The 26420-nt window shown below is 69.0% G+C and carries 17 protein-coding genes and 5 pseudogenes; 11 read left to right on the top strand and 11 right to left on the bottom strand.

Annotation, left to right across the window (positions count from 1 at the left end; genetic code table 11):
• Nucleotides 1-52: 52 nt before the first annotated feature.
• Entirely contained in the window at nucleotides 53-562 is a 510-nt protein-coding gene (locus tag AC07FK_RS33330) for a GNAT family N-acetyltransferase (RefSeq protein WP_479108650.1), read from the bottom strand.
• A gap of 874 nt (nucleotides 563-1436) precedes the next feature.
• Between AC07FK_RS33330 and AC07FK_RS33325 the strand changes: the two are divergent.
• A pseudogene (locus tag AC07FK_RS33325) lies at nucleotides 1437-3106 on the top strand (tetratricopeptide repeat protein).
• 216 nt (nucleotides 3107-3322) lie between these two features.
• Here the strand turns inward: AC07FK_RS33325 and AC07FK_RS33320 are convergent.
• The 5 genes from AC07FK_RS33320 to AC07FK_RS33300 all read right to left on the bottom strand — a co-directional run bounded on the left by AC07FK_RS33320 (nucleotide 3323) and on the right by AC07FK_RS33300 (nucleotide 8175).
• Nucleotides 3323-3895 carry a hypothetical protein gene (locus tag AC07FK_RS33320; protein WP_479108649.1) on the bottom strand — a complete coding sequence of 191 codons (573 nt, stop codon included), beginning with the start codon at nucleotides 3893-3895 and terminating at the stop codon, nucleotides 3323-3325.
• A 68-nt stretch (nucleotides 3896-3963) separates the two neighbouring features.
• Nucleotides 3964-4389, bottom strand: coding sequence for a hypothetical protein (locus AC07FK_RS33315; RefSeq protein WP_479108648.1), 426 nt, complete (start codon nucleotides 4387-4389; stop codon nucleotides 3964-3966).
• A 201-nt stretch (nucleotides 4390-4590) separates the two neighbouring features.
• The gene (locus tag AC07FK_RS33310; protein ID WP_479108647.1) at nucleotides 4591-5124 is read right to left on the bottom strand and encodes a 2'-5' RNA ligase family protein; all 534 of its coding nucleotides are present in this window, start codon (nucleotides 5122-5124) and stop codon (nucleotides 4591-4593) included.
• A gap of 487 nt (nucleotides 5125-5611) precedes the next feature.
• Nucleotides 5612-6415, bottom strand: coding sequence for a phosphatidate cytidylyltransferase (locus AC07FK_RS33305; RefSeq protein WP_479108646.1), 804 nt, complete (start codon nucleotides 6413-6415; stop codon nucleotides 5612-5614).
• The gene (locus AC07FK_RS33300; RefSeq protein WP_479108645.1) at nucleotides 6412-8175 is read right to left on the bottom strand and encodes an aminotransferase class I/II-fold pyridoxal phosphate-dependent enzyme; all 1764 of its coding nucleotides are present in this window, start codon (nucleotides 8173-8175) and stop codon (nucleotides 6412-6414) included. Before AC07FK_RS33300 ends, AC07FK_RS33305 begins: the two co-directional genes overlap by 4 nt.
• Nucleotides 8176-8800: 625 nt before the next feature.
• Between AC07FK_RS33300 and AC07FK_RS33295 the strand changes: the two genes are divergently transcribed.
• The 3 genes and pseudogenes from AC07FK_RS33295 to AC07FK_RS33285 form a co-directional block, all read left to right on the top strand.
• Nucleotides 8801-9184: a nuclear transport factor 2 family protein gene (locus AC07FK_RS33295; protein ID WP_479108661.1), complete on the top strand. Its 384-nt coding sequence runs from the start codon at nucleotides 8801-8803 to the stop codon at nucleotides 9182-9184.
• A 233-nt stretch (nucleotides 9185-9417) separates the two neighbouring features.
• Nucleotides 9418-9600: pseudogene (locus AC07FK_RS33290) on the top strand (TetR/AcrR family transcriptional regulator); the annotation flags it as partial.
• Between the two features lie 46 nt (nucleotides 9601-9646).
• Nucleotides 9647-10059, top strand: a pseudogene (locus tag AC07FK_RS33285) (transposase family protein); the annotation flags it as partial.
• On the opposite strand, the pseudogene AC07FK_RS33280 reads toward AC07FK_RS33285, so the two are convergent.
• A pseudogene (locus AC07FK_RS33280) lies at nucleotides 10034-10382 on the bottom strand (TetR/AcrR family transcriptional regulator); the annotation flags it as partial. The pseudogenes AC07FK_RS33285 and AC07FK_RS33280 sit on opposite strands and share 26 nt — an antisense overlap.
• Before the next feature lie 172 nt (nucleotides 10383-10554).
• Here AC07FK_RS33280 and AC07FK_RS33275 point away from each other — a divergent pair.
• Complete coding sequence (locus tag AC07FK_RS33275) at nucleotides 10555-12015, top strand: FAD-dependent monooxygenase (RefSeq protein ID WP_479108644.1); 1461 nt, start codon at nucleotides 10555-10557, stop codon at nucleotides 12013-12015.
• 866 nt (nucleotides 12016-12881) lie between these two features.
• Here AC07FK_RS33275 and AC07FK_RS33270 read toward each other — a convergent pair.
• Nucleotides 12882-13553: pseudogene (locus AC07FK_RS33270) on the bottom strand (hypothetical protein); the annotation flags it as partial.
• A 267-nt stretch (nucleotides 13554-13820) separates the two neighbouring features.
• Here AC07FK_RS33270 and AC07FK_RS33265 point away from each other — a divergent pair.
• Together AC07FK_RS33265 and AC07FK_RS33260 are read left to right on the top strand one after the other, a co-directional pair.
• Complete coding sequence (locus AC07FK_RS33265) at nucleotides 13821-14306, top strand: hypothetical protein (RefSeq protein ID WP_479108643.1); 486 nt, start codon at nucleotides 13821-13823, stop codon at nucleotides 14304-14306.
• Between the two features lie 117 nt (nucleotides 14307-14423).
• A complete protein-coding gene (locus AC07FK_RS33260; RefSeq protein WP_479108642.1) occupies nucleotides 14424-15215 on the top strand; it encodes a DUF6973 domain-containing protein in 792 nt (263 codons plus the stop codon).
• A gap of 179 nt (nucleotides 15216-15394) precedes the next feature.
• Here the strand turns inward: AC07FK_RS33260 and AC07FK_RS33255 are convergent, their stop codons facing one another.
• A complete protein-coding gene (locus AC07FK_RS33255) occupies nucleotides 15395-16528 on the bottom strand; it encodes an IS630 family transposase (RefSeq protein ID WP_479108641.1) in 1134 nt (377 codons plus the stop codon).
• Nucleotides 16529-16870: 342 nt separating this feature from the next.
• On the opposite strand from AC07FK_RS33255, the gene AC07FK_RS33250 reads away from it, so the two are divergent.
• The 4 genes from AC07FK_RS33250 to AC07FK_RS33235 all read left to right on the top strand — a co-directional run bounded on the left by AC07FK_RS33250 (nucleotide 16871) and on the right by AC07FK_RS33235 (nucleotide 22396).
• A complete protein-coding gene (locus tag AC07FK_RS33250) occupies nucleotides 16871-17356 on the top strand; it encodes a hypothetical protein (RefSeq protein WP_479108640.1) in 486 nt (161 codons plus the stop codon).
• A gap of 293 nt (nucleotides 17357-17649) precedes the next feature.
• Nucleotides 17650-17958, top strand: a complete 309-nt coding sequence (locus AC07FK_RS33245) for a trypco2 family protein (protein ID WP_479108639.1) — start codon at nucleotides 17650-17652, stop codon at nucleotides 17956-17958.
• Between the two features lie 24 nt (nucleotides 17959-17982).
• Nucleotides 17983-21942, top strand: a complete 3960-nt coding sequence (locus tag AC07FK_RS33240; protein WP_479108638.1) for a trypsin-like peptidase domain-containing protein — start codon at nucleotides 17983-17985, stop codon at nucleotides 21940-21942.
• 4 nt (nucleotides 21943-21946) lie between these two features.
• On the top strand, nucleotides 21947-22396 hold the full coding sequence (locus tag AC07FK_RS33235) for a DUF4913 domain-containing protein (RefSeq protein WP_479108637.1): 450 nt from the start codon (nucleotides 21947-21949) through the stop codon (nucleotides 22394-22396).
• A 564-nt stretch (nucleotides 22397-22960) separates the two neighbouring features.
• Here AC07FK_RS33235 and AC07FK_RS33230 read toward each other — a convergent pair.
• Nucleotides 22961-24421: a ricin-type beta-trefoil lectin domain protein gene (locus AC07FK_RS33230; RefSeq protein WP_479108636.1), complete on the bottom strand. Its 1461-nt coding sequence runs from the start codon at nucleotides 24419-24421 to the stop codon at nucleotides 22961-22963.
• Between the two features lie 841 nt (nucleotides 24422-25262).
• Nucleotides 25263-26000, bottom strand: coding sequence for an alpha/beta fold hydrolase (locus AC07FK_RS33225; protein WP_479108635.1), 738 nt, complete (start codon nucleotides 25998-26000; stop codon nucleotides 25263-25265).
• Nucleotides 26001-26420: the final 420 nt, after the last annotated feature.

Below are 26420 nucleotides of genomic sequence, written 5' to 3'. Positions count from 1 at the left end.
GACGCCCAGGTACGGGGCACCCGCTTGGGGGGCGCCCCGTACTTGAGTGTCGTTAGCGGTTGCGGCTCGTGATCCTGTACCGGACGATGTCCCCTTCAACGGACCACCGGTGGAAGCCGGCCTTCTCCAGCACTCGGACCGAGGGCGGGTTCGACAGGTGGTCCACGTTGGCGGACACAGTGTGGACTCCCGACGCGGTGAGGGCGAAACGTGCCAGGGCTTGGGTGGCCTCGGGAGCATAGCCGTAGCCGCGGCGGGTAGGCACGATGCCGTATCCGATCTCGAGGACGCCTTCGCTCGGCGGCCAGAACAGCCCGATCGAGCCCACCACCAGGCCGCTGGCGCGCTCGATGATCAGGCGGTGACCATATGGTTCGAGCCAGGCGGGGTGCTGATGGAAGAGGCCCGCGATCACGCGATCGCCTTCGGCGGGAAAGTCGTCCGCCCATTGCTCGGGCCTCATGTCTTCGAGGACCGCTTTGATCTCGCTCGTCGTCCAGGGCCGAAGCACCAGACGCTTGGTCGTCAGGCCGGCGTGGGCGGAGGTGGAAGAGGAGGACACGCGTATCTCCTGGTCGTTTGAACGACCGGATCGCGCTCTGCTACCGCGCGAGCCGGATGAGGGCATGCTGATGAGGGCCGACGGCAGCCATATTCATCAACCTCCCTGTCCCGTGATCGCGTGTCGATCGCGCCGGCGTGACGGTAGCGGCTGTTACTCAGCCAGGCAACCGTTTTACGGCCGCACGACATCCGAGGGTGCTCCCGCTTGACGGCGTCGACCATGTCGTGCGCTGGCTCCTGGGCTTGCTGACCAAACCTGGGCTGGCCGCCCTGACGTTGCATTTGGCAGCCATCAACGGCGGTGGCGGTACGCGCAGTACGCGGTATCTGTCGTCGGCGCCGAGAACGGCAGCGCGTTCCTACGCTGGGGCTCCGCCGGGACCTGCGCAGCCTGGCCCTGAGCCCCGCGATATCCGGGCATCGCGGCACGACTGGCCCGGATCCTCGTCCTCAGAGCATCAGCACCCGGCCACGCATGCAGACGACACTGTCGGCCACCGCTCCGCCAGAGATGGGTGGCGCACCCTCGCGAGGTTCGGACGGTGATCGGAACTCTGCCCGGCATGCGGGGTGGTCCTGGACCGCCGGATCAAGGCGTGGGCGACCAGCCTGTGTGTGCGTCGGGGTGGCCCGTCGGCGCGGCGGACTCGGCCCAAAGTCCGACCGGCCTCCCGGTCCGAGTGGCCGACCCGGACCCGGCGCGTGCGTTTCCCGGCCGGACGAGTTCGGTTCTACTCTCGGCAACAGGTGTCCCCGGAGGCCTCCGCCACGTTGGGAACGTGCGTGCCGGTCGCGGCGCATCCACCTGTCCGTCCGGGCCGTACGGCTCGTCCGCGCCACCCGGACGACCGGGCCGTATTGAGGAGAGAAGGATGGACCACTACGACCCCGGCACCCACACCCGCGCCGTGACGACGTCCTCCCCGACCGCCCAGATGTGGTTCGACCGCGGGCTGCTCTGGTCGTACGGCTTCCACCACGAGGAGGCCGTCTCCTGCTTCGAGGCCGTCGCCGCTGCGGATCCGGACTGCGCGATGGCCTACTGGGGCATCGCCTAGGCTCTGGGTCCGAACTACAACAAGCCCTGGGAGTTCTTCGACGGTGAGGATCTGGCCCGCACCGTCGAGCGTACGCACGCGGCCGTCGAACGCGCACACGAGAAGGCGGCCGACGCCACTCCCGTCGAGCAGGCCCTGATCCGGGCGTTGCGGCACCGGTATCCGCAGGCGGAAGCGGTCGAGGACTGTTCGGTGTGGAACGAGCCCTACGCCGACAGCATGCGCGCCCCGTACGAACTCGATCCCGACGACCTCGATGTCGTCACCCTCCATGCCGACGCACAGATGAACCTCACTCCGTGGCAGCTCTGGGACGTGCGGACCGGGCTTCCGGCGGAAGGCTCCCGCACCCTGGAGACCAAGTCGGTGCTCGAGCGGGCGCTCGGCACCGGGAGGGGGAAGGCGCACCCCGGCCTTCTGCACATGTCCGTCCAACTCATGGAGATGTCCCCGACCCCCGAGGCCGCCCTGCCCGTCGCGGACCGGCTCCGCGGACTCGTACCCGACGCCGGGCACCTGCAGCACATGCCCACCCATCTGGAGGTGCTCTGCGGGGACTACCGACGGGTGGTGTCGGACAACACCACCGCGATCGCCGCCGACGAGAAGTACCGCGCGAGGGCCGGCGCGATGAACTTCTACACGCTGTACCGCTCGCACAATTACCACTTCGAGATCTACGGTGCGATGTTCCTCGGCCAGTCGGCGACCGCCCTGGAGACCGCCGCACAGCTCGAGGCCTCGATCCCGGAGGACCTGCTGAGGGTGCAAAGTCCGCCCATGGCCGACTGGCTGGAAAGTTTCCTCGCCATGCGGGTGCACGTGCTCATCCGCTTCGTCCTCTGGTCCGGCATCCTGGAACTGGCCGCTGCCCGCCGACCCGGAGCTGTATCGCGCGACGACGGCAATGCTCCATTACGCCCGCGGCGTCGCCCTCTCGGCGACCGGCCGAATTCCCGAGGCGGAGAGCGAACGCGCACTGTTCCGTGAGGCCGTCTCCCGCGTTCCCGAATCGCGCACGCTGTTCAACAACACCTGCGTCGGCAACCTCGCGATCGCCTCGGAGATGCTCGACGGCGAACTGGAGTACCGCAAGGGCAACCACGAGGCCGCCTTCGCCGCACTGGAGCGGTCGATGACACTCGAGGCCGACCTCCCCTACGACGAGCCGTGGGGATGGATGCAGCCCGTCCGGCACGCGTACGGCGCCCTGCTACTCGAACAGGGACGCGTGGAAGAGGCGGAGGCCGTCTACCGGGCCGACCTGGGGCTCGACGACACGCTGCCGCGTCCTTCACGGCACCCCGGCAACGTATGGGCGCTGCACGGATTCCACCCTGGGCAGGACAGCGGAGGCGCAGATCGTGGCCCGGCAGCTGAAGCTCGCGTCCGCCATGACGGACGTACCGATCAACGCGTCCTGCTTCTGCCGTCTCGAAGCGGCCGCGGGCGAGACGGAAGGCGCTGCTGCTGACGGCCCGTGAACCGCGGGCGTACACGGCGGTGCGCCTCGGTGATCACGATGCCGACCGGGTAAGCCCCCGCTGGGAGAGCATGGCGACGAAGTCGTGAGTCCCGCAGAATCGGTGCGCATCAGCGTCTGCCGCTCGGGCCGGTACACGCGCACACGCCTCGAGGTGCGGCGCAGCCAGCCCGTCGTCCTTCTCCCGAGCTCTATTACTACAGCCGCTGAGACTCTGTCAGCGCGGGACTCTGTAGTAGTCGGCCGGCGGCAGGGTCAACGAGAACACCGTGCCGTAGCGGCGACGGATACTGCCCAGGTTCACCGCTGGAGGCTCCCGCACGTACCGGTAGGCATTGGCTGGTTGTGGGGGTGCTGGGACCTGTGAGCCTGGGTGATCCCATGTAAGGGTGTGCCCCGCATTGGTCAGGGCATCTCGTTGGTCCCCGGGGGTGTTTTCGTGGGTGAAGGGGATGCTGGACAAGGCCTGCTCACCAGCAGTGAGGATTCCGGTGATGGTCTCGGCTGCGGACAGCGGGGAACTGTAATAGGCCGTCAGACGCATGCAGCAGGCCACCCGGTAGGCAGACCTCACCGGTTTGAACAGGTCCCAGTCGGCAATCCCGCGGCTGTAGTGGTCTTCCAGGACCAGGAGACGCAACACCAAGGACGTGCTCTCCGCGTAGGCGCCAGCGATGGCCCGCAGCCGTGCCTCAGCAGCCTGCCGAGCCTGCTGCGCGGTGTCACTGCCCGCAAGTTGGTGGGCTCTGTAGCGGCTGGTCGAGCCAACAAGCGTCCACACGCGGGCCACGACAGCAAGTATTACGAGAAGCGGCCACGTCACAGCGCGGAGAACGAGAATCTTCATTGGGCGCCGGGTCAGGGGACCGCTCCTTGGGCTGGGTGCTGGCCGGCATGAGCCTGGCTTGCAGGAACGAGGCCCCAGTCGTGGCGGCGGACTGGATGGCCACCCACAAGACGGCCTCCCCCCCCCAGACCCGGGGTGGAGTCCACGAGGTGTCTTGTGGTCATTGTGGCCCATACATAGGTGCTGATGACGATCGCCAGATGGTTGCCGCGGACTCCGGTCACTCTGGCGCCGGCCCACAGGGTCAAGGGCTGACAGATGATGCCTGCCGCGTTGGCTGCCAAGTAGTAATGGATTCCCGCGAGGGCGCCGCGTGCGTTGTCGGCTTCGATGGCGTGGTCGATCAGCGTGTACAAAACTCGTATCAGCCACCATGTGACGAGCGTGGCCGCCGCAGCCACGGAAGCCGTCTTGACAGCCCGCACCAAGTACGTCATGAGCACGATCATTTATCCGTCGACTGGTGGACCGCTATCCGTACAGCTACTCACCTCGAAGTGTTCTGAGGCACTGGTGGCAGGTGAGTTCGATCGGTGCCAGCGCTCTGTCGCCCCCTTCGGGTTCGCTTCTCTCGTCACCGTAGTTCTCCCGGTGATCGCCGGACTGCCGCCGCGGCTCCCACGTCGGAGACGGCTTCATTATGGGCGGGGTTCCAGCACCTCCAGGGCGCCGGTCTGGGTGTCGTAGCTGCGCAGGGTGGTGAGCCGGGCCGACAGCGGCGGCGCCGGCAGCAGTTCGGGAACCCGCCGGCCGGCGAAGGCACCGGCCCGCCGAGTCCGGCCGAGGGTGACGTGCGGGCTCCAGCGCCCAGGTTCGTGGAAGGGGTTGAGGGTCTCGGGCGGGCTGTCCGAGACCACCGCCTCCCACACCCTGCGGTGCAAGCCGGCCAGCGCCACGTCGCAGTCCAGCGCCCAGGCCAGTACCGAGGTGGGCCGCTCGAAACGGACCAGGCCGGTGAAATGCACCGACAGCGGCAGGGCGGCGGCCACCTCGGCGAGTTCCCAGCGAATCGGGGCGGTCAGTTCCGGGCAGGCGGCCAGGGTGAGGTGCGGGCTGTTCGTCGGTGAGCGGTGGCGTGCCTGGCTGGGCAGCCCCGCATCCGCCAGCCGCCTCCACGCCTCTCGGACCGCTAGCTCTGCCGTCTCATCCAACAGGAGCTCGACCGTGCGCACCGTCGCAGCCTACCGGCGATCGCCGGCGGAGCAGCAGCCAATCGGCCGGGCCGTCAGGCACAGCCCTCAGGCACAGCCGTCAGGGCAGAACGCAACACTGCGGTTCCTGGCCGGGGACCACGATGGCGTCAGCCCGTCGTGGACCTGCTGGCGGTGCTGCTCAGGAGTCCGCCCGCGAATCGCGCGGCGAGGCCCAGAGCAAGGAGGCGAGCGTCCAGACATGCCCCGGTGCCCCAGAAGAAGCCCGGCCTGAAGAAGACGGCCAGGAGCCCGACGAAGAAGACCGGCGGCCGCGCTCGCCGTCCTGCCTGTCATTGCCTCTTCACCGGCGCACGCCGCTGAGACGCCTCCGCTCAGCATCGCGGTCCACCAGCTTCACGGCGCCGACGAGTCCCGCGAGGGGTACACGCGCGACAAGTTCCCCCACCGGCCCGACCTCACCCAGCCTCACGCTCATCCCGTCACATGGCTCACCCCGCCCCGTGGCTCACTCCAGCACCAACAGCACCGCCAGAGCGACGAGGAGGGAATCGATCCGGTCGAGGAGGCCGCCGGAGCCGGGCAGCCACCGGCCGGCGTCCTTGGCGCGAGCGCCCCGCTTGACCATCGACTCCAGCAGGTCCCCGAGCGGGCCGCCGACCCCCACGGCCACCGCCGTCTGCCACGTCAAGGAGGACAGCACGGCCAGCGTGAGGAGACCGGCCGCAGCCCCGGCCAGCGTGCCGCTCCACCGCTTGGCGGGCGACAGCGGGGAGAGCCGGGGGCCGCCGAGACGGCGACCCGCCGCGTACGCGACGATATCGGCGATCGACACGGCCACGAACAGCACGAGGCCGAGGGCTCCGGACATTACGAGGCCGGCCAGGGCGCCCAGCCACACGAGGCCCAGCAGGCCCGCCCCCAGGCGGCGAAGTCCGTGCTCCGCGTCGCCCGAGAGCAACGGCACCCCGGCAATCGCAAGTGCCCCGGCCGCCGCCACCCGGAGCACCTCCCCGGGGGCCAGCCAGGCGGTCAGGACGAGTCCGACGATCGCCACGCCCAGCACCGCCCGGTCCACCGAACCCAGCCGGAGCAGCCCGCCGTACTCCGCCACCGCGACCACACCGACCACGGCCGCGAGCAGCGCGATGCCCGGTGGGCCGAGCCAGAACGCGGCGGTCACCAGGGGCACTCCGAGCGCCCAGACACACCAGCGGACCATCAGCTCACGGCGCCGGGTCGCCGCCACCGCGACGCCCCCGACCGCCAGTGCCCCGCAGAGGTACGGCACGAGACCGGTGACCGTCGTCACCGGGAGGCCGGCCCCAGCGCTCCCGACACCACTGCGGCCGGGGCATTCAGCGCGTCCAGGGCACTCTGGCACGCCGCCACGATCCGCGCGTTCTCCGCCGTGTCGCGGACGGCGATCCGCACAGTCCGCCCCTCGTACGCCGGGGACATCGGCGACAGGTCACGCAGGAACACGTCGTGCCGCCGGCACTCGCGCACCAGCCGCGCCGCGCTCGGCCCCTCCGGCGGGAGGGTCACCGTGAGGAAGTTCGCCACCCCCTCGTCGACCGAATGGAACCGGTCCAACTTCACGAGGTCGTAAGCCAGTTCTCGGCGCAGGACATGGGTGCGGGCCCAGCGCTCCGCGTAGTACGCGGGGTCGCGCAGCGCCGTCACGGCAGCCAGTTGGGCCGGAAGGCTCACGGGCCACGGCGGCGTCCAGCGCCGCAGCTCTGCGGCCGTCTGCGGACCGGCCACCAGGTACGCGGCCCGCATCCCCGACAGCGCGTACATCTTCGACAGCGAGGTGCACACCACGACCCGGGAGTCGGCCGCGGCGAGCCCGGCGAGCGAGTCCGCCGGATCGACGTAACCCAGGTACGCCTCGTCGATCCACCACCGGGTCCGCAGGGGCGAGGCCTCGATCACCGCGCGCAGCGCGTCGGCCGGGGCGTGGCGGCCGGTCGGGTTGTTCGGGTTGACCACCACCACGAGGTCGTACCGTCCGTCACCGGTCGCGGCGGCGAGCCGGGCCGGGTCGAGCAGCCAGCCGTCCTCCCGGCGCAGCTGGAGCCGGTCGACCTGGCAGCCGATCACCCGCTCGGTGGCATGGGCGTACTCCCCGTAGCCCGGATCCAGCAGGAGCACCCGGCTCCCCGGCGTCAGCCACCGGCCGAACGCCCGGAAGATCAGATCCGACGAGCCCGCCCCGACGACCAGCGACTCCACCGGCAGCCCACGGACCTCGGCGATCTCCGCGAGCAGCCCCTCCGCGCCGGTCGGCGGCGAGGTCCGGGCCGTCCACCCCGGATCCTCCGAAAGGACTGCGCGGACCCCTGGGGACGGCGGGAACCAGGCGTCCAGCACATCAGCCGCGACCACCTCGTGACGGCGGGTCAGCGTCCGGAAGTCGGTGCCGATCGCCGAGAAGAACGCCCCGCCGTGCTCACAGCCGTCCGTACGCGGCGCGAAGGGCACATCGAGCCGCCAGTCGAGGCCCGTCCGCAGCCGCTCCAGGGTCCGGCCGTGGCGCTCCGCGACCGTCCTCGTCAGTTCGGCCACGGAGCCGCTGAGGACCTCGAACGAGACCGCACCCGAGCGGACCGTGCGCCCAACCGGCCGCAGCCCTGCGGCGAGGTACATGTCGAGCAGCTCCGTGCGTCCCATCGCCACCACCCGGCGGCCGCCCCGCGCCGCGACCCAGCGCAGCGCCGCGTACATGAGGAGCGGCGCCGCTGCGGTGGACCGCCAGCGCTCCTCGACGGTCAGGACGCGGATCTCGAACGGCGCCTCCTCGGTCAGGACCGGCAGCTCCTCGCGCGTCAGGTACTTGTCGAGGGAGTAACGGCCGACCCACGGCGGGGTGAGGCTGACAAAACCGATCCGCGTCTCGCCGCGCGCGGCCACGAGATAGACGTTGTCGCCGTCGAGTCCGTCGCTCAGCCTTCCCGACGGCTCCACCGGATGCTGGTTGAGCTCCTCCGCGTACACCCGGTGGCGCAGTTCGTGGATCCAGTCATGATCCCGAGGCGTGGCAGTGCGCAACTGCAGCGCGTGGTCCATGCGTATGTCCCCCTGAGACGGTCCGGCGTTCGCGCCCCAGCATGGAGGAGTCCGGCAGACGGCACCTGAGTACGCGTACTCAGCCATCGGAGAAGTGGGAAGAGGTCCGGGTCAGGGCCGAGTCCACGGGCAGGTGCCGAACCACCGGCGCCGGCCGTGCCCCGGCACCGCGGCCCCGGCCGAGGTGGTTGCAGTCCGCTGGGCCGGTGCCGATAAGGCGTGCACGGGTGGGGCCCGGCGCCCAGACGCACTCTGGGACGCGGTACCGCCGGGCCGCCTCACTCCTCGGCCTTCCGGCGAGCACGGCCAGGAGCACGACGACGTCCTCTGTCCCGGCCGTCCAGCAGCACAACGCCACAGACAAGTAGTCAGCCCCTCCCCGGGTGAGGGCGCCGAGCGTGAGCAGCGCCGCGCACTGTCGGCGATCTGGGCTGCTGCGCAGGTCGCCGGGCTTTTGGGAGTCCCGTCGCGGAAAGGTGGCCGTACCCATCCGGGAAGGCGAGAGGCCGCATGACCGAAAGGTAATCGACCGGGGCCCGTGGGTGCGGCAGGGTGTGCGTAGCGGGTCGCCGTGACCGGGAACCGGTTCCGGCCGGCAGACACGACCTTCTGGGGGCGCATCACCATGACCACGCATACCGACCGTTACACCGATACTGTCACCCGCTACCTGGAGGCCTGGAACGCCGACAGCGCCGAGGCCCGCGCCAAAGCGGTCGCCGCGGTCTGGACGCCGGATGGCACCTACACCGACCCACTCTCCGACGCCGCCGGCCACGAGGCGATCGCGGCGGTGATCACGGGGACGCACGGACAATTCCCGGGGTTCGTCTTCCGGCTGGCAGGAAGCGTCGACGGGCACCACGACACCGCGCGCTTTTCCTGGGAGCTGGTGAACGAGGCCGACGGATCGGCGCCGATCGCAGGGTCCGACGTGATCACACTCGACGGTGAGGGCCGGATCCGCGCAGTGTTCGGCTTCTTCGACCGGGTGCCCACAACAGCCTGACCGCCGCCGACGCGGCCCGCCGCTCCCGGTGTCCGACACGGGCGCCCCGGGAGCGGGCGGCCAGCAGACCAGCTCCAACCAGGGAGGCGATGAACCGACATGGACTTCGCCCTGGGCGTCGAGCGGGCCCTCCGCCTTCCGGCGCCGGTCGAGCAACGAGCAGCCCGACTGGTAGATCAGCCGGGTTCGTGTTCGGTCTGTTCAGGCGGCAGGCGGCCAGGGCGAGGTCGTGCAAGGTGTGTCCCGACTCCGACCAGGTCCCGGCACGGGCGGCACTCATGGCGTCGCAGCTGCTTGGGCCGGCGCTGACACGGTACGCGCTGCTGATGCCGCCGGCGGTGGGGCTGGCGCGGGCGGAGATCGAGGCGTGGCTGGCACCGACGATCCAGCGGTACCTGACCGCGCCGAGTCCCTGAGACCTGCCGAGCATTCGCACCCGCCGGGGCAACGGCGAACGTATAGGTCATCATCGACGCCGACACCGAGCTGGTGGTGGCCACTGCCGGTCCCGCGCCTGGCAATCGAGCGGACGCCCGCGTCTGGAGGGACTCCGGCCCGGCGGAACAGTGTCAGGCCGTGAGCGTGCTGGGCGACGGCGCCTCTATCAACACCGGACTCGTCGTCCCGCACCGCAAACGCCCCGGACGCCCGCTGTTGCCGGGCGAGGAGGCGGACAACGCGGAGCATCGCCGGGTGCGTGCCCGCGTCGAGCAGCCTTCGCCCGCATGAAGTGCTACAAGATCCTCCACGACTGCCGACAGCGCGGCAATGGTCTCCACCAAGCAGTTCAGGCCGTCGCCCACATCAGGGCATCCTGCGGGACCAGCTGCTGCCGGTTTCCGGGAAGGGCACGCCGACCCGCAGCAGAGCGGTGAGGTCCTCGTCCTGCTCCCACGTGTCGAGGAAGTGCTCGACAAGGATTCGCCGGGCGTCCTGCCCGCGGTCCGCCCTGCTATTTCCGGCAGCCGCAGGCCGATGGCGACGGCCGCCACGAAGAGCCCCTCCCTGTTGCGGTAGTACCGCATCACCATCGACAGATCGATTTCGCTTCCTTGAGGATGGCGCGGAGGGTGGCTCGCTCGTAGCCGTCGGTCGCGAAGTGCTCGCGGGCCGCCGAGAGGATCACGCCCCGGGTTGCGTCGCAGCGGCGTGAGGCGCCGGAGCCGGGAGCCGTGGAGGAGCTGTGGCTGCCGTTCATGCCGGGAGGCGTACGCCAACAGGCAGGGGTCAACAAGTGTTCGCCAGCACATGTTGGCCAACGGCTGTTGACACCACCCGCGGCACCTCACTATCGTCATCAACGAGCGTTGGCCAACATTTGTTGGCATATGGGCGATGGCAAGCAAGCCACTGGCAAACGGGAGGCCACAATGAGCGGCACCACCACTCACCGCACCGTGATCGTCGTCGGCTCCGGCCCCACCGGCCTTCTCCTCGCCGGTGACCTCGCCACAGCCGGCGTCACCGTGACCCTCGTCGAGAAGCGGCCGCACAAGACCAGCAACCTCTCCCGCGCCTTCGGGGTGCACGCCCGCACCCTGGAGCAGCTCGACGCCCGCGGCCTCGCCGACGAACTCCTGACCACCGGCGACACCATCACTGGCCTGCGGCTCTTCCGCCGCCTCTCCCTCGATCTGAGCACGCTGCCCTCGCGTTTTCCGTTCCTGCTCATCACCCCGCAGTACGAGGTCGAGCGGCTCCTGGAGCGGCGGGCCCGGGAGGCCGGGGTCGAGTTCGCGTACGAGAGCGAGGTCGTGGGGCTGCGGCAGGACGACGAGGGAGTCGACCTCGACTTGCGCGGTGCGGAGGGGGCGGTCGTCACCCGCCGGGCGGCCTATGTCGTCGGTGCCGACGGTCACCGCAGCGCGGTACGAGAGGCGATCGGCCTGGACTTCCCCGGTGCCTCCGTCATCAAGTCGCTGATCCTGGCCGATGTCCGGCTGGCCGAGAAGCCCGAGGGCGTCCTGACCGTCAACGGCCGTGGCGACGCCTTCGCGATGATCGCCTCCTTCGGCGACGGCTGGTACCGGGTCATGGGCTGGAACCGCCGCAACGAGGTCTCCGACGACGCCCCGCTCGACCTCGACGAGGTGAAGGAGATCACCCGCCGTGCCCTGGGCACGGACTACGGCATGCACGACGCCCGCTGGCTCTCCCGTTTCCACAGTGACGAGCGACAGGCACCGCACTACCGGGTCGGGCGGGTCTTCCTCGCGGGGGACGCCGCGCACATCCACTCCCCGGCCGGCGGGCAGGGCATGAACACCGGCCTCCAGGACGCCGCCAACCTGAGCTGGAAGCTCGCCGCCGCCGTCCAGGGCCGGGCGCCCGAAGGGCTCCTCGACAGCTACGAGGCCGAGCGCCACCCGGTCGGCAGGGCGGTGCTGCGCAGCAGTGGCGGACTGGTCCGGCTGGCCCGCGCGCGCAATCCGCTGCTGCGTGCCGCCCGCGCCCTGGTCTCCGCGTTCGTCGACATGACCCCGCCCGTCCAACGCAAGGCCCTGGGGCAGATCACCGGGATCGGCTACGCCTACCCGGCCCCGCGCGGCGCCCACCGCCTCACCGGCACCCGCGTCCCCGACGTCACCCTGAAGAACGGCCGGCTCTACGAGGCGCTGCGCGGCGGCCGGTTCGTGCTGATCACGCCCGGGACGTACGAAGGCCACGGTGTCCGTGAGGGGTGGCTGACCGTGGAGCACTGGGCGAGCGACCGCCGGACGACCGTCCTCGTGCGGCCCGACGGATACGCGGCCTGGGCGGCGGAGGGCGCGGACCCGGCGGAAATCAAGGAGGCGGTGGCCCGGCATCTGGGCTGGACCGTGTCTCCTTGATCGATTGGTCGGTTGCTCGGATGCGTCTGATCAGGGATCACTGATGCGATGTAGGGCCGGATCGAGCCGCTGGTGCCAGCCGATCCGGTCCACGGCCGGCGACAGGCCGACCACCGCCGGACCCTTCGGGCCATCGCGCCACGAACCCCAATGCGCCGGTCACCAGTGGGTGCAGGCCGATGAGAACCGCCAGGACGTGCAGGGTCGCCTGCAACCAGACCAGTGCCGGGACGCCCAGTACTCGCGACGGCCGAGGCCAGGTGCCAGGTCGACGAAGGGCCGAGCCGCACCAGTGCCGACGCGAAGGTCGTCCAGCGGACGGGGGGCTGCCCCGTCGGGCGCCTGTTCCTGTCCGGCGCGCGATGCCGGACCACGCGGCATGGTCATGGCTCCTCCTCGCGTGATCGAGTGGTCGCTTCCGGACCGCGGGCGGAACGGCGTGTTTCGGGCATGCGGTGGGGGCGCTGTGCGATGGACTCGACCGCTTCAGGGCCGCGCCTGTGACCGGGTGCCGGGGTCACCCACCAAGGGTGATCCGGCGACGCCGCCGTGGCGGTGAGGTGGAAGCCTCCAGGCGCCTGTCCCATCGGCCTTCCGGCCGATGGGACGAAGAGGAACGAGGTGAGCGATCCGAGCACTGACCGGACGGACGGACCGCACCGGCGCCAACCCGGACGCCAGCCGCCGGCCTCGGCGCGCTGGCCGACCTCGGGGCCACGGTCACCCTCTGCGAGTCGGTGGGAAGTGTCGAGGCCGTATGGGCGCCGTAGGGGGCGATGGATGCACGCGCCGCGTCAGCCGCAGATCACGTCGGACCACACGATGTGCCCCCGCCCTGCTCCCCTCTGGCCGGGTTAACCGTGACTCATCGGCGCAGAGCCGGTGGAGCCTTGCAGCATGCCGCAGCTCGCGGGGGCGGTAGCTTCCTGGGGCAGCTTCGGATCGAGCTCGCTCTTGCCCTTGCCGAAGTCGTACTCTCCGTTGCCGTTCGGGTCGATACCGTGCTGCACGACGTGGAGGTTGGTGATGTTGTCCGCAACGGACTGAGAGACCGTGATCGTTCGCGAGTAGGACACGTTGCCGTTTCTGTCCGCGACCGGCATCCGGTCGACAGCGAGTCCGCTGGCCTTCGACGTATCGCCCTTGGTGGTAAGGGAGATGTTGATGTCACCGTAGGCGGGCAGGCCCTCTGTGGTGGTGACGATGCCGTCGCCGTTCTTGTCCGCGCTGGCGTCGGGGCAATGGAAATTGTGCCCAGACGTTGAACCGTGGATGTGCTGGGCATGCGGCTGTCCCGGGACCAGACCCTGCGCGTTGATGTTCACCGTGAGTTGCCGGCCCTGGAGGCTGAGCAGCGCGGTGCCGCTGGCACCCGAGTCGTTCAGCTGCCGCAGTTCGACCTTGTAGTCCCGGCCGTGCCGGGCTTGGGAGCTGCTGTCGCCCCCGTCGTGGGCCAGTACGGGGGTGGCCAGGGCGAGGGTGAAGGCTGCGGGCAGTGCCATGAGGGCGGTGATACGGGCTGAGCGCTTGACTGTCATCGCGACGCATCCCCTTCCGGGGAGGTTCGCCGGTCAAAGGCCGGCTCCACTTTTCGGATATTTTTCCCGTTCACCCGTTATTCGTCGCGGGTTCCGAGCTGGATTGGTCGCCGTACTTCTCTTGCCGTAAGCACCCATGTCACCTTCGGGTATCGGCCGGCTCTTGTCCGATCGCGCACCGCTGTGACCCACCGCTCCTTGTGCGCCGCGGCAGACGGGACCCTCCCGATCGTCTAGGGAACGGTCATCCGCCTGGTCATCGACCGCGTGCCCAGCGGAGCAACACCGAAGCCGGTCTGGCTGTGGTGGTCCGGCACCGACGCCACCTCGGCAGACACCGATCCCCTCTGGCAGGCACACCCACGACGCTTCGACACCGAGCACGATTTCCGCCTGTTCAAGCAGACTCTCGGCTGGACCAGCCCGAAGACCCCCGCCCGACAGGAGATCACCATGCGGTGGACGATGCCCGGCATCGTCCACCAGAGCCAGGCGTTGGAGTTCCGCACCGTGACCGAGCGCGTACGATGCGAGCCGCATGCAAGCGATCCCAGTCCGACGAGAAGCTCGATCGCTGGGTCGCCGAAGGGTTCTATGAGGCCGCGACCTTGTTCCATCCTGGACGTCACACCCGAACTTCCCCGAGCCAGCGCCCGATGCCTCGACTGCATCGAGCGCATCAGGCATCTTGCCGACTGGTACTTCCGGGCCCGGCACGACTACTCCGAGGGAAACGTCTGGACCGAACTGTGAACTCCGGGAAGCTGGGTCAGTGCGTGCACAACCCTTCCCGGCTCGATCCCAGCGGAGGCAGCTACACCGTCGCGCCCGCTGAGCGGTCGTACTGCTACTGGAACCCGTACGACTGCCATGGCCCGCGACAAAGCGAACGTGGCGCTGTACTGGCCGAATAAGCTGTACGCCGACTCGACGCTGTTCCAAAGCACGGGCGACGCCTTCAGGCACTGCTACTGGAACGCTCTGATGGAGGCCTACTCCAACCATGAGACGGCGTACGAGGTAGCTACTCGCCACAAGTACGAGTCTCGCGGCAACGACAAGACGATGGACCTCAGAAACAACAAGAGGGGCCGTGAGAGCGGACGCTCCTACGAGGGCAAGAGTGATGACGCCAGCAAGAAGGCCAGGGGGCAAGAGTGCAGTTTCGAATGGAAAGTTTTGGAAGATCAAGAATGGCCACCTCGCGAGGAGCAACGCATGACGCACATACTCAGCCGACGCATCGCACCGATCCTGACCCTCCTTCAGGTCGCGTACATCGCGCTGCTCGAAGTCGCCTTCACTCTCGGCCCCGACACCGCAGAGCTCGACCACACGAACCCCTCGGGCTCCAGCGAGATTCTGTACACCGCAGTGATCGTCGCGGTGGTACTCACCATGGCCGGAGGAGCCGGACTCCTCGGACTGGGCAAGGCACGGACAGGCACGCCCAGCGCCGTACGCACCGCCTGGCTCGCGGTGCTCGCCTTGGGGGAAATCGCCATCGCAGCCACCTTCCTGGTCTCGATCACCAGTCAGGCCGTCGGCCCGGACACACTGATCGGCGCAGCCGCCATCGCAATGTGCGGATGCATCGCTCTCGCATGCGTCGCTGAGATGCGCACTCTCTTCCGCCCCGCCGCCGCCGGCACCCACAGCTGACGCGAAACCGTGAGCAGCGTGTGGCCCCCGGCCTCGCCGGGGGCCACAGGCGTATACGAGAGAGGAAGAGTGGGCCCTTATCTTATGTGTTTGTTCCGGACACCCGAACGGGAAATCCGGCCGAGATTGCCACGCTGTCCCCAGCGGCCGCCCCAGCCTCCTTTCGGACTAGTGCCGCATCAGGCAACGTTCGCCCTGTTCACGACCTCGCGGAGGCGTTCGTCGGCGGCATGCTTGTTCCGCCAGATGATGTAGCGGCGGATCATGCTGCCCTGGTCTTTGTGGCTGGCGTGGTCGGTGCCGTCGAGTGCGAAGTAGCGCAGAGCGGTGAATTGGGCCTCGATCCGGTTAAGCCAGGAGCTGTTGGTCGGTGTGTAGGCGATCTCCACGTTGTTCGCCGCCGCCCACGTCGCAACCCGCTGGCAGCGCTTTGTCGTCAGGTGCGGTGAGTAGTTGTCGCAGACGATCGCAATGCGTGTGTCCAGTGGGTGCAGGGAGCGCAGGTAGCGGCAGAACTCGAGGAACTTCGACCTGTTCTTGGTCTTCTTGACGTGCCCGTAGAGCTGGTCCTTGGTGAGGTCGTAGGCGGCGAACAGGTGCCGGACTCCGTGCGGGCGGGTGTAGGTCGCCCGACGACGTGGCCGGGGTTCGCGGTCGGGATCCTTGTGGCGGCCGCCGCGTTCGGCCCACTGCCGGCCGGGGTGGGGCTGGAGGTTGAGCGGCCCGAACTCGTCCATGCAGAAGACGACTTCGGGCTCGCCGTCGTCGGGCGTGACCTCGCCGTCGGCGATCGCGTAGAGATGCTCGACGCGGGCCTTCTTGGCCGCGTAGTCCGGGTCGCGTGAGGTCTTCCAGGTCTTCACGCGTTGAAAGGAGACGCCTTCCTCGCGGAGCAGGATGCGCAGGCCCTCATGGCTGATGTCGTCGACCACCCCCTCGGCGACCAGGAAGTCGGCCAGCTTGGCCAGGCTCCAGGTCGAAAACGGCAGGCCGTGCTCGACCGGCTTGGACATGGCGATCTTCTTGATCTCCCGGCGTTCGGGGAGGGTGAAGGTCATTGGGCGGCCGCCCTTGAACCTCGGGTAGAGCGCCTCGAAGCCGTCGGTGTTGAAGTTGTGGATCACGTCCCGGACCCGGTCCGCACTGGTGAATGTCACCTCGGCGATCTTCGCCACCGGCATGGCTTGCGCGGATAACAGCACCATCTGGGCCCGCCGCCAGGTCACCACCGATCCGGTGCCTCTGCGGATGATCCGCAGCAGCCGCCTGCCCTCGTCGTCGTCAATCTCCCGGACCCGCACGCGTTCAGCCACTCCGTCATTCTGGCTGTCTGATGCCTCTCGACGCAGCAACGCAGCGATGCGTCATGAAGGGCGAACGTTGCCTGATGTGGCACTAGCTTGTCGAGCGGCGTCTCCGTCCGTGATGACCAGGGAGCGTGTCGAGGCCCATCGGAGCCAGGGAGCGCGCGGTCGGGTGCGCGAGGGCGCGCCCGCCGGCATGTCTGGCGGCGGGGGCGAGCAGCCACAGCCCGCAGGAGCTCGTCGCTCTCGCCCGCAGCTGCCGGCCTCGGGATACACTGCTCCGCTGTGCCCTGACTGGAGGTCAACTGAGTGTTTCCCTCACGGGCAATTTCCGGTGCTCCGTGGGCTCTGGTGATTTTCGCCCTATCCGGCTGCTCTTCCGACTGGGGCTGCACCGACACGACGGCGGAGCGCGGTGAAGCCGGTGTCAGGGTGCAGATAGAGGACACGTCTGGGCGGCCTCTCGGCGTCACCGCCGAGGTCGTTGACTGGCGCCTTGAGCTCCACCCGCAGGTGCCCTCCGAAGGTGATCAGGTTTACTTCAGCTACCGCTTCGACGGCTCCAACGAGATATCCGGCCCTGCAGTGGACACCTGCGCGGTCGATAAGGATCGCGTGGCGTTGGGGTGTCAGACGATCTATGCGTCCGAGGCGTTCGGGCCGAAGGGTGACCTCACGGGCGACGGCTGGCTCGCCGTCGAGCACCCTGAGCAGGTTGCCGGAGTGCTGTTGATCCCCAACGACCAGTCCTACGACAGACGAACCTGCGAGCAGGACATCAAGGACGGTGGCGGGCCGCATCCTCCGGAACCAGCCGGCATGGGGGACCAACTGTAGGTCGTCATTTCAGGTGGTCCTGCGTTGTGGGTGCGTTGGACGGGCCGTCGTAAGGTCAGAGGCTCAGAGACTCAGAGTGGGGCTTTCAGTTGGTTGCCGTTGATGGTTCTCCTCACCTGACCGCCCGGAGTCTTAGGACGACTCGGCCGCTGATGAGGAGCTGCGGACCCTGCGAGTGCATCACCACGTGATCATCCTGGCCCTCCGGGCTCCCCGACAGCACGACAGGGCGAGCGTTGCCTGATGCGGCACTAGAATGTGCGCACACGATGACGTGGTGACGGGGGTTGAGCATGTCGCACGATGGGCACGACGAGGACTGGTTGGACCTGGCTGACGCCATTGAGGTGCTGCGAACCCAGCTGTCGGAGGCGCAGCGCCGTGGCCAGGGCTCCCAGTTGCGTTTCGTACTGGGCGAGATCACCGCGGAGTTCGAGATCGAGCTGGTGCGGACGAGGAATGGCGGCGGGGCGCTGCGTTTCGGCGTGGTGGAGGCCGACGCCCGCCGGGAGCGCACGGCACGGTCCACGCAGCGCGTGACTCTCCGCCTGAACCCGGAGCAGCAAGGCGGCGGGGACGTGGCCGTGGGCGACGTCGAGTAAATCGATCGGGCCGGGGGCGGGTTGATGCAGACGAAGCAGGTCGTCCAGATCCGGACCGGCGCCGGGAGCTTCGGCAGCGGCTACCTGATCGCGCCGCGGCTGGTCCTGACCGCCGCGCATCTGGTGCCGCCGCCACACAGGCAGGCGGAGATCGGTCTACCGGCATCGGCCGCCCGGGCCCCGGCGGTAGTACGGTGGCGAAGGCTCGACGACACCGTGGACGCCGCCTTGCTGGAGATCCCGGCCGGCCAGGAATGGCCGCTCCCCGACCCACTGCGCGGCGCCCGCGGCCGCCGCCCGCAGCGCTGGGGCAGGTGTGTAACGGGCGGCACGGAAATCCGTGTCGCCGCCACGGGATTCCCGCGGCAGCAACGGACCGCCTCGGGTCGGGACTGGGAGACGCTGGTCGGCCGGGTCAGGCCTCACGGTGGCACGAGGCCGTTCGAGATCCTCGACGACGCCGGCCTGCTGAAGCCCGACATCACGGGACTCGACTACGAAACCGCCTCGAAGACCACCCCCTGGTCCGGGATGTCGGGCGCGGCCGTCTTCCAGGACGGCGGGGAGTTGCTGCTCGGTGTGGTGCGCGAGGACCGCCGGCCGGGTCAGGGCACGCGGCTGACGTACACCCGCAGCGAAAACCTGCTGGCTTGTGACGACTTCCGTGCGGTCATCCGCGAGGCGACCTCCGTCGATCCACAGCCTGAACCGGCTGAGCTCGCCCACCTACTGGAGCCGACACCTCCCAAACGGGACGTGACCTCTCCCACCATGCTGCTGCGCGCCGACGCCGAGGTGGTGTCGTTCCACGGCAGGGAGAACACGCTCGCCGATCTGGAGCGGTGGTGCCTGACGGATCCGGACGGCCTGCCCGCCGTCCGTGTGCTCACCGCCCCGGCCGGGCAGGGCAAGACCCGGCTGGCGCGGCAGTTGATGGCGCGGCTGCGCGACCGCGGCTGGGTGGCCGGCCAAGTGGTCCGCGAGCCGCTCGACCTGCGGGTGCTGGGCACCGTCCAGCACCCGCTGCTGTTGGTCGTCGACTACGCGGAGACACGGCCGGAGTTGGTCAGAAAGCTGCGGGAGACGACCGAGCACGTTGGACATCCGGTGCGCCTGCTGCTGCTCGCCCGCTCGATCGGCTCCTGGCAGGACCGGGCGACCGGCTCCCTTCGCGAGATCAAGCTGCACGCGCTCAGCCCTGACCCGGCCGACCGGGATCACGCGTTCCGAACGGCGGCCCGGGACCTGTCCCGCCGCCTGGCGGAGGTGACCGGCGAGCCCGACGCCGACTGGCCCGGGATCGCGAACGCCCTTCCTGCAGCGCGCCCCGGAGAGGGCACGGAAACTGATACAGCGCTGACCGTGCAGATGGCGGCCCTGGCCGCGCTGCTGCGCCACGTTCAGACGCCCGAGCGGGACGAGGGCCCGCTGGAAGCCGAACTCCTGGGGCATGAGAAGAAATACTGGCTGGACAACGCCGACGGGCGGGGCATGGGGCCACGGGAGAAGAACTTGCTCCCGCCGGCGGTGGCGGCGGCCGTCCTGTGCCCCACCCATGACGAGCGGGACGCTCGCGACACTCTCGCCCGGCTGCTGCCCCACGAACCGACGTGGCTGATCGGGGACATCGCCGCCTGGCTGCGCGATCTGTATCCGCCGCCCCAGGACCGCTACTGGGGTCAACTGGAGCCCAACCGCCTTGCGGAGTACCACGCCAGCGAGCAGATCATCGGCGACGCTGGACTGCTCAGCAGACTGTTCGCCCGAGCCCCGGACCACCAGCGGGCACAGACCCTCACCGTGCTGGCCCGGGCCGCCGTGGCCCACGCCAACGAGGGCCGCACCCGCGAGGCGCACACCGTCATCAGCCGACTGCGCCAGGTGCTGCGCTCAGAGCCCGACGACGTACCGCTGACCGCCGCCGTGCTGCGCGCCCACTCCGACACCCTCCCGGAACAGTCCCATGTGCTGCGCGAGTACGCACTCGATGTCGCCCGCGTACTGAGCCGTCTGTGCCGCGGGACGGGAGACACCCCTCAAGCGCTGCGCGACCGCGCGTGGGCGCTGCACAACCTGGCCGAGCGGAACCTGGCAGTCGGCGACTGGGAGGACGCCCGGCAGGCGGCGGACGATGCTACGGCGCTACGTAAGCACCTGGCGGCCGACGGGGCGACGGCGCACCGCACTGAGTGGGCCGACTCCCTGTTGCTGCTGTCGCACACCTGCCGCGTATCGGGGCGTCTGACGGAGGCTTACGACGCCGGGGAGCAGGCACTGGACCTCTTCCGTACGCTGGCGGAGGAGGACGGCCAGGATTGGGAGAAACGCGAGCACGGTCTGGTGCAGGCGCTCATCAACCAGTCACACGTGGTCTGGTGGCTCGACCCGGGCGCGATCCCCTTCGACCAGATCGCCAGGTCCGACGACTACACGGACGAGGCCGTCCGACGCGCCCGTGAGCTGGCGGCTCGACACCCCGATCTCGATCCGCTCCTGCTCCACAGAGCGCTGTTGGCACGCGGCACGAACCTCTGGCGGTTCCAGCGGCATTCGGAAGCGTTTTCGCTAAGCCAGGAGGCGGTTGAGCATTCCCGTCGGCTGGCGAGAGAGAACCCCGACGCGTATACCGCCAACCTCGCGCGCGCCCTGACGGGCCTGGCAGTCGACTCCAGCACCGCCTCGCGACCACGCGGCGAGGTGATGGCGCTGGAACGGGAGGCGATCGAACTGCTGCGCCCGCTGGCCCGGGATCTTCCCGCCGTCCACGCCCCCGCCCTGGCACAGCTGCTGCACAACCTTTCCTATGATCAGCGCGACGAAGAGGACTACGCGGCGGCACGGCAATCGATCGACGAGGCCATCAGCCATCGGCGCACCCTGGCGCGCGATCCCTACGGGACCAAGGGGCCCGAGCTCGCCGCGTCGGTGAGTTCGCTCGCCTCCCTTCACGCGGACGCAGGAGACCATCGAGCGGCGGTGGAGGGTTTTGAAGAGGCTCTCGACATCTACGCAGGGGCCCGATTTCCGCTCAGTGCGATCGAGCTGAAATCACGATCCGCCGCCGCGCTCTCACTCGCTCTCTCCTACGACGCACTCGACCGCTCAACCGACGCGCAGGCCGCCCTGAACGAGGCCCTCGGCATCCGGCGCCGCCTCATGGAGTACGCCCCCAGGCTCTACACGCAGGAGTACGCCTCCATCCTCCACGACGGCTCCAGCCTGTACAGCAGGTACGACCGGCCGGTCGCGGTACGCATCCTGCTGCGCCAGGCGTTACCGCACTACCGCAGGCTGTCCCGCGAAAACGAGGAGGGACTCCAGGGGCTGGCCTTCTGCCTGCATGACCTCGGCACCAGCTACGTGGCGTCCTGGGGGGTGACGGCCGACCGGGCGGTTCCCGTACTGCACGAGGCGTATGAGCTGCGTGTGGAGCTCTCGTCCAGGGACGTGAAGCACGAGGTCCACCTGGCCGACACCTGTGCGCAGTTGGGCCGTGCGCTGATGATGACGAGCCGGTTCCAGGGCGTCGTCCGCATCGCGGAGCACGAGGTGCGCCTTCGCCGAAAGCTGCTCGGTGCGGACCGGGCCGGCCAGGAGCAGCCTCTCTGCTTGGCCCTGTTGCGGCTGGCCGAGGGGCAAGCGATGACGGGGCGCGAGTCCGCCGCCTGGCCCACCGTCCTTCAGGCGGAGGAGGCTTGCCGGGCGCTGACCGATCGCCCCGGTCTGCCGCCGGCTCAGCGCGCGTACCTTCTCCAACGACTCGCCCGGGCATTGAGCCTGTGCGGCCGGCGGGAGTGGCACCGGGCCGCCCGTGCGGTGGAACCGGCGCGGCGGGCCGTCCGCATCTATCGGAGCCTGGTGGATCAGGACCCGCACCGGGCCCAGGCCGACCTCGCATGGACCCTCCGCCTGCTCGCCACCGTTCTGGACCGCATCGGCCGCCACGACGAGGCCATTGACGTACAGCTGCGAAAAGGAGCATGACGCCATGACTTCACTCCGCGACGAGCAGGACGAGTCGCTTGACGACATCCGGCGCGATGAGGAGGAGGCCGCCCGCCCAGGAGAGCTGTACTACGGGAACGTCCTCGAATTCGTCACCGATCGGTTGGCCTATCTGGTGTCCCCTCCCGCCCCGGGCTCCGGGCGGGTCTGGTGTCCGGAGTGGTACCGGCACCCTCAGGCGCTGTCCCGGCTGGACGCCGTGTGGCGGGCCTGGGAGATGCTGCGCTTCGATCCCGCCCTGGGCATCTCCAATTGGTGGATCCACCACGCGGACCCCCACTGGCGTGCCCTGACGGACCCGGTCACAGGGCCTTTCGCCCACTGCGTCAGCGGCCACCACGGCGCTGAGCCGCTCCGGCTCGAGCAGCCGCCGGAAGGGCTCTTCTTCGACCAGAGGCTGCCGATGTCCAGGGACCCGTTCTCCCTCGACTGAGCGGGCCCGCAGCGCTCGTGTCTCTGGCACCAGTGCCCCTGCCCACCTCTTTGACTTTGACCTTGCTCCGGTAACCCGGCACCTCACCAATCCACTTCACGAACACCCCCGGAGCCTGATCCACCTCATGCCCAGCAATCCCAGTAGTACGACGTATCGGTCGCACGACATCAGGCCAGCCTCCCCGCGGCGAATGCCCGCCCCGAACTCCCCCTACGGGCTCACTGGGCATCGCCCGCAGCATCATCCGCTGCACGGTGGCTGTCATCCCGGACCCCGATGACGAGGACAGAGCCTCCGCCGACTTGAAGCCTCAAGCCAAAGGGCTGGTGTGACCGCTTCTCGGGGTGCTCACGCTGGTCGTGGCATGCGAATCGACGCGGCCCCAGAGCGTGCCAGGGACGCGACCACCGCTGCGTCGCCTCCAGCCCGCACCACCGCCCACGATCGCCACGCTGGCCACGCTGGCCACGCGCAAGGGTCCCGATCAGGATGAACTTGCAGGCAAACGCAGGCGGAATCATCCAGTCTGCACCTGAAGGCCTGGCAGGGGCGGCCATGTTTTCACCGGATCGGATCGGCGGTCAGCGCCTTCGTCCGAGCCTGACTCAGTTCGGCCTTCCCCGCCGCGGGAGGAATCGGTGTAGTGGCAGTCGCCCTCCAGCGTTGGTCGGGGTCGGGCGCGCGGGGATCGACGACCTTGAGCACCAAGGAAGTGCCGGACTCGTTCCCGACTGGAGTCACAGCCAGGGACGGCGTCTCGCGTGGCGTCAGCAGTCCTAGAGGCGTGAGCTGAAACGGCGGCGGTGACGGCGTCTGGTCGGCGCAGTCGGACAACGCAAGCTCGAAGGTCGAGGTCTGAACGTCCAGACACAGGTCGTCGGCGGTCTGTGCGTGGAGGCGTTTGGCACCGTCCAGGCGCCACAACTGCCGGGCGGTAGAGGAGCATTCATGCGCTACTACAACCGCGCCCGCGGCGGCTGGCGAGGAAGCGGTGAGGCACAGATTCGAGGTCACGGTGCGGAAGCGGATGACCGGGCCGCCTGGCACATCAGAGCTCTGCCCCTCAGGGCGAGATGGGGAGGGCCGGGGCGGGCGTGGGGCCGGAGAACCGGCCGTGGCCGAAGGGCCAGGGGCGCTCGCCGAAGGCGGACCAGGAGCGGGCGGCCTGGTGGCCAAGCCATCTCCTTTCGTAAGCGCGGCCTGCAGCAAAGCGGCGATCGCCCCAATGACAACGATGCCAGAAAGCACAGCAACAAGGGGTCCTTTGCCCAGGCGTCTCCAGTCGGACGTGGGGAAAGCTCCCCTGGCCTCAGTCGCCTCGGGAGTGGGTGGATGAGCCGGTACGTCGCGGCGCCCGTGGCACGCCGCGACGTAAGCAGCCGCCTCAAAGCCCATGACCGACTCAGCCAGCAGGACGGGCAGGCGGCCGGCTGAGTGGTCGAGCTGCTCCGCCGCGCCGCGGCAGTAGGCACACTGCTCAAGATGTTCAGCCAGGTCGGGCAACAGTTTGGCGCCGGGCTGCCTGGTCGCGGCCTCGATCAGTCCGCCATAGCGCCGGCACGTGTCGTCGGGGGCCAGATCGAGGTGCATCTGCCGACAGGCGACCCGCAGCCGGCCACGCTCCCGCCACAGCTCCGCCCGCGCCACCTCTACCGGAAGTCCCGCCAGGGCGGCCACGTCCGCTAGAGGCTCACTCTCCACCTCGATATGCCACAGCAGTACTTGGGCCCGGTCAGGCAGCCATTCGAACGCGCGCAACAGCAGCTCCCGGTCGCGCCTACCCGCCGTTGTGCCCGCGGGCACCGACTGCGAGGCGGTGGTCACCGCGGGCCGCAACGCGTAAGCCCTCTCGTCCCCGCTCCATTCGCGGGCGACTTGGCTGACTGCCTTGAGCAGCCGGGGGCGCCACGGGTAATCGGCGGCGAGGCCCTGAACGATGTCGCCGAACCGCCGTGTAAAGGCGGCCCCAGCCAGTTTCCTGGCAGCTTGGGGCGAGGCTGCGCACGCGGTGGCCCAGTCCAACACCGCTGACCAGTGCCACCGCAGTACATCCGCCAGAGGGCAGTCCTCTTCCGCGCCATCCCTGGACGAAGCCGCTACCTCTTCCCGGAGTGGGACGCCCGGGTCGTACCTGTGGTTCACGCAGCCCCCTTGCCGATTCATCCATGACGACGCCAATTGTCCGCCGGACTCGGGCAGTCCGCAGAGAAAGGAGACAGTACATGCCATGGGGCGACCCGAAACTGCGAAACAGCCGGGAACAGTCGATTCAGCAATGGTTGCGGCCGGTGCAGCCATCGAAGCTGAAATATGTCAAAACCGCTCCTCTCCCAGGCCATAAAATGGTTCGATTGTCGCGGAGCGCCCCGATGGCGCAGGCAATGCGGGCCTTCCTTTGGTTGCGCCGCGTCCAGTGCTCCGATACGGAACTCACGTGGCTAGCGTTCACGCGGCCACACCCGTCAATAAGTACAGACCAATGACCACTGGCCGGTTCCCTCTTTCGCCTCCGGGCCTGGAGGCCGTGCAGCCTCTCGTGGTTGTACGGTGGTTGAACGGCCCTCTCCGTCCCCTCGTCTGCCCGCCCCAATCCCAGCGTGCGCGGGATCGGCTGTCGCTCATGGTCGATGTGGGAAACCGTCTTCCTGACAAGCCATGTGCTCGGGCGCAACCGTAAGGAAGGTGACTCGACGTCCTGCGCCACGAGGGGCGGAGGTGCCGGAAACTGGTCCCGACGGACGGGCGCTGGCCGCAGCGACTGTCGGCGTACTGTCGCCTGGCTCACCGTCCGTTACGGACGCCTGGGCAACCCGTCAGCCCTTCCTCCCTCTCGCCACCCTACTCACCTGCGGGGAGCACCTTGCTACCCGACGCTCTTGCGCATGAAGGCGTCAAGCTGTTCGGCGAAGCCCGGTGCTGCGGCGACGAAGTGACCAGCCCCCGGATGCACACTGCGCTTGCCACCGAGCGCGTCAGCGAGAGCGTCGCAGATCCGCTCGAGCGCGGCCGAGTGGTCCCCCGACGCGACGAGTACCGGGACTCTGGTGTCCCGGATCGCGTCGAGCCGTGGGCGCGCCTCGCTGGTCGGCCGACTCCCGTGCGCCCGCCGAACGCCGGCGACCACGCCCTCTGGGAGCGGGCCGTCGCCGATGGGCGCGCCCGCGAGATGGAGGAACTCGCGTAGCTCGGCCGGGTCCGTGTCCATCCCGTGGGTGAGGACCGCATCGCCGATGCGCTCGAGCCGCTTCACATCGGGATCGTCAGGGACAAGGTAGTTGAGCGGCGGCTCGATCAATGTGAGCGAACGTATGCTGCCCGGCACGGCAGCGGCCGCAATCAACGTCCCGAGGACGCCGTAGGAGTGGGCAACAACATGGGGGCGGCCGACGAGCAGCGGCACGAGGTCCCGGGCGTCCACCTCGAAGTCCTGACGCTCCTGCGGTGGTGGACTCGGCGGAAAGCCGCGGCGATGGACGTACGCCAGCGTCCACCGGTCGGCCAGCGGAGCGAGCGAGCCCCACGTCGTCCGTGGGCCGGCACCGCCATGCACCAGCAGAACCTGCGGCCCGGAGCCATCGCGCACCACCACGACTTTGCCCACAGCAGTGAGCATAGCGGCACAGGCCCCAGCCACGGGCCCGACCACTGCTGCGGGGCAGACCTGCCCGCTGGCTCCAGCGTCTGTCCCGCCTCGCCGGCTGTACCTGCTTCGCGGCCTTCCAGCCAGGTCTCGGTCCGACCACAGATCGGGCCGCACTCGCCCTGATTCGGATCGGCATCCGCGATCGTCAGATAGACGTTCCTTCCGTGCGCGCTCCCCCAGAGTCCCCCAACGATCCTCACGAGGTTGTCGCCGGACACCTCGACCGTCTGCATGCCTTTGTCCTGCTTGGTGATGCGCCCCGGAATGAGGTTGGGGGTTCTTCCTTAAGACGCCGTTTCAGTTGGTGAGGCGACGGTGGCAGATGAGGGCTGCGGCTATGCCGACGAAGGCGAGGAAGTGGTCGGGCTTGCGTTCGTA

It is taken from the genome of Streptomyces sp. NPDC046122 (assembly GCF_056429965.1).
The sequence above is the reverse complement of the archived record's forward strand: the minus strand, read 5'-3'. Positions and strand labels throughout refer to the sequence as shown.

What these genes read in the sequence shown, in the direction of transcription:
- AC07FK_RS33295 (WP_479108661.1), top strand. Translation starts at nt 8,801, where the DNA reads ATGACCACGCATACCGACCGTTACACCGATACTGTCACCCGCTACCTG.
- AC07FK_RS33260 (WP_479108642.1), top strand. Translation starts at nt 14,424, where the DNA reads ATGGCCCGCGACAAAGCGAACGTGGCGCTGTACTGGCCGAATAAGCTG.
- AC07FK_RS33275 (WP_479108644.1), top strand. Translation starts at nt 10,555, where the DNA reads ATGAGCGGCACCACCACTCACCGCACCGTGATCGTCGTCGGCTCCGGC.
- AC07FK_RS33240 (WP_479108638.1), top strand. Translation starts at nt 17,983, where the DNA reads ATGCAGACGAAGCAGGTCGTCCAGATCCGGACCGGCGCCGGGAGCTTC.
- AC07FK_RS33315 (WP_479108648.1), bottom strand. Translation starts at nt 4,389, where the DNA reads ATGACGTACTTGGTGCGGGCTGTCAAGACGGCTTCCGTGGCTGCGGCG.
- AC07FK_RS33300 (WP_479108645.1), bottom strand. Translation starts at nt 8,175, where the DNA reads ATGGACCACGCGCTGCAGTTGCGCACTGCCACGCCTCGGGATCATGAC.
- AC07FK_RS33245 (WP_479108639.1), top strand. Translation starts at nt 17,650, where the DNA reads ATGTCGCACGATGGGCACGACGAGGACTGGTTGGACCTGGCTGACGCC.
- AC07FK_RS33235 (WP_479108637.1), top strand. Translation starts at nt 21,947, where the DNA reads ATGACTTCACTCCGCGACGAGCAGGACGAGTCGCTTGACGACATCCGG.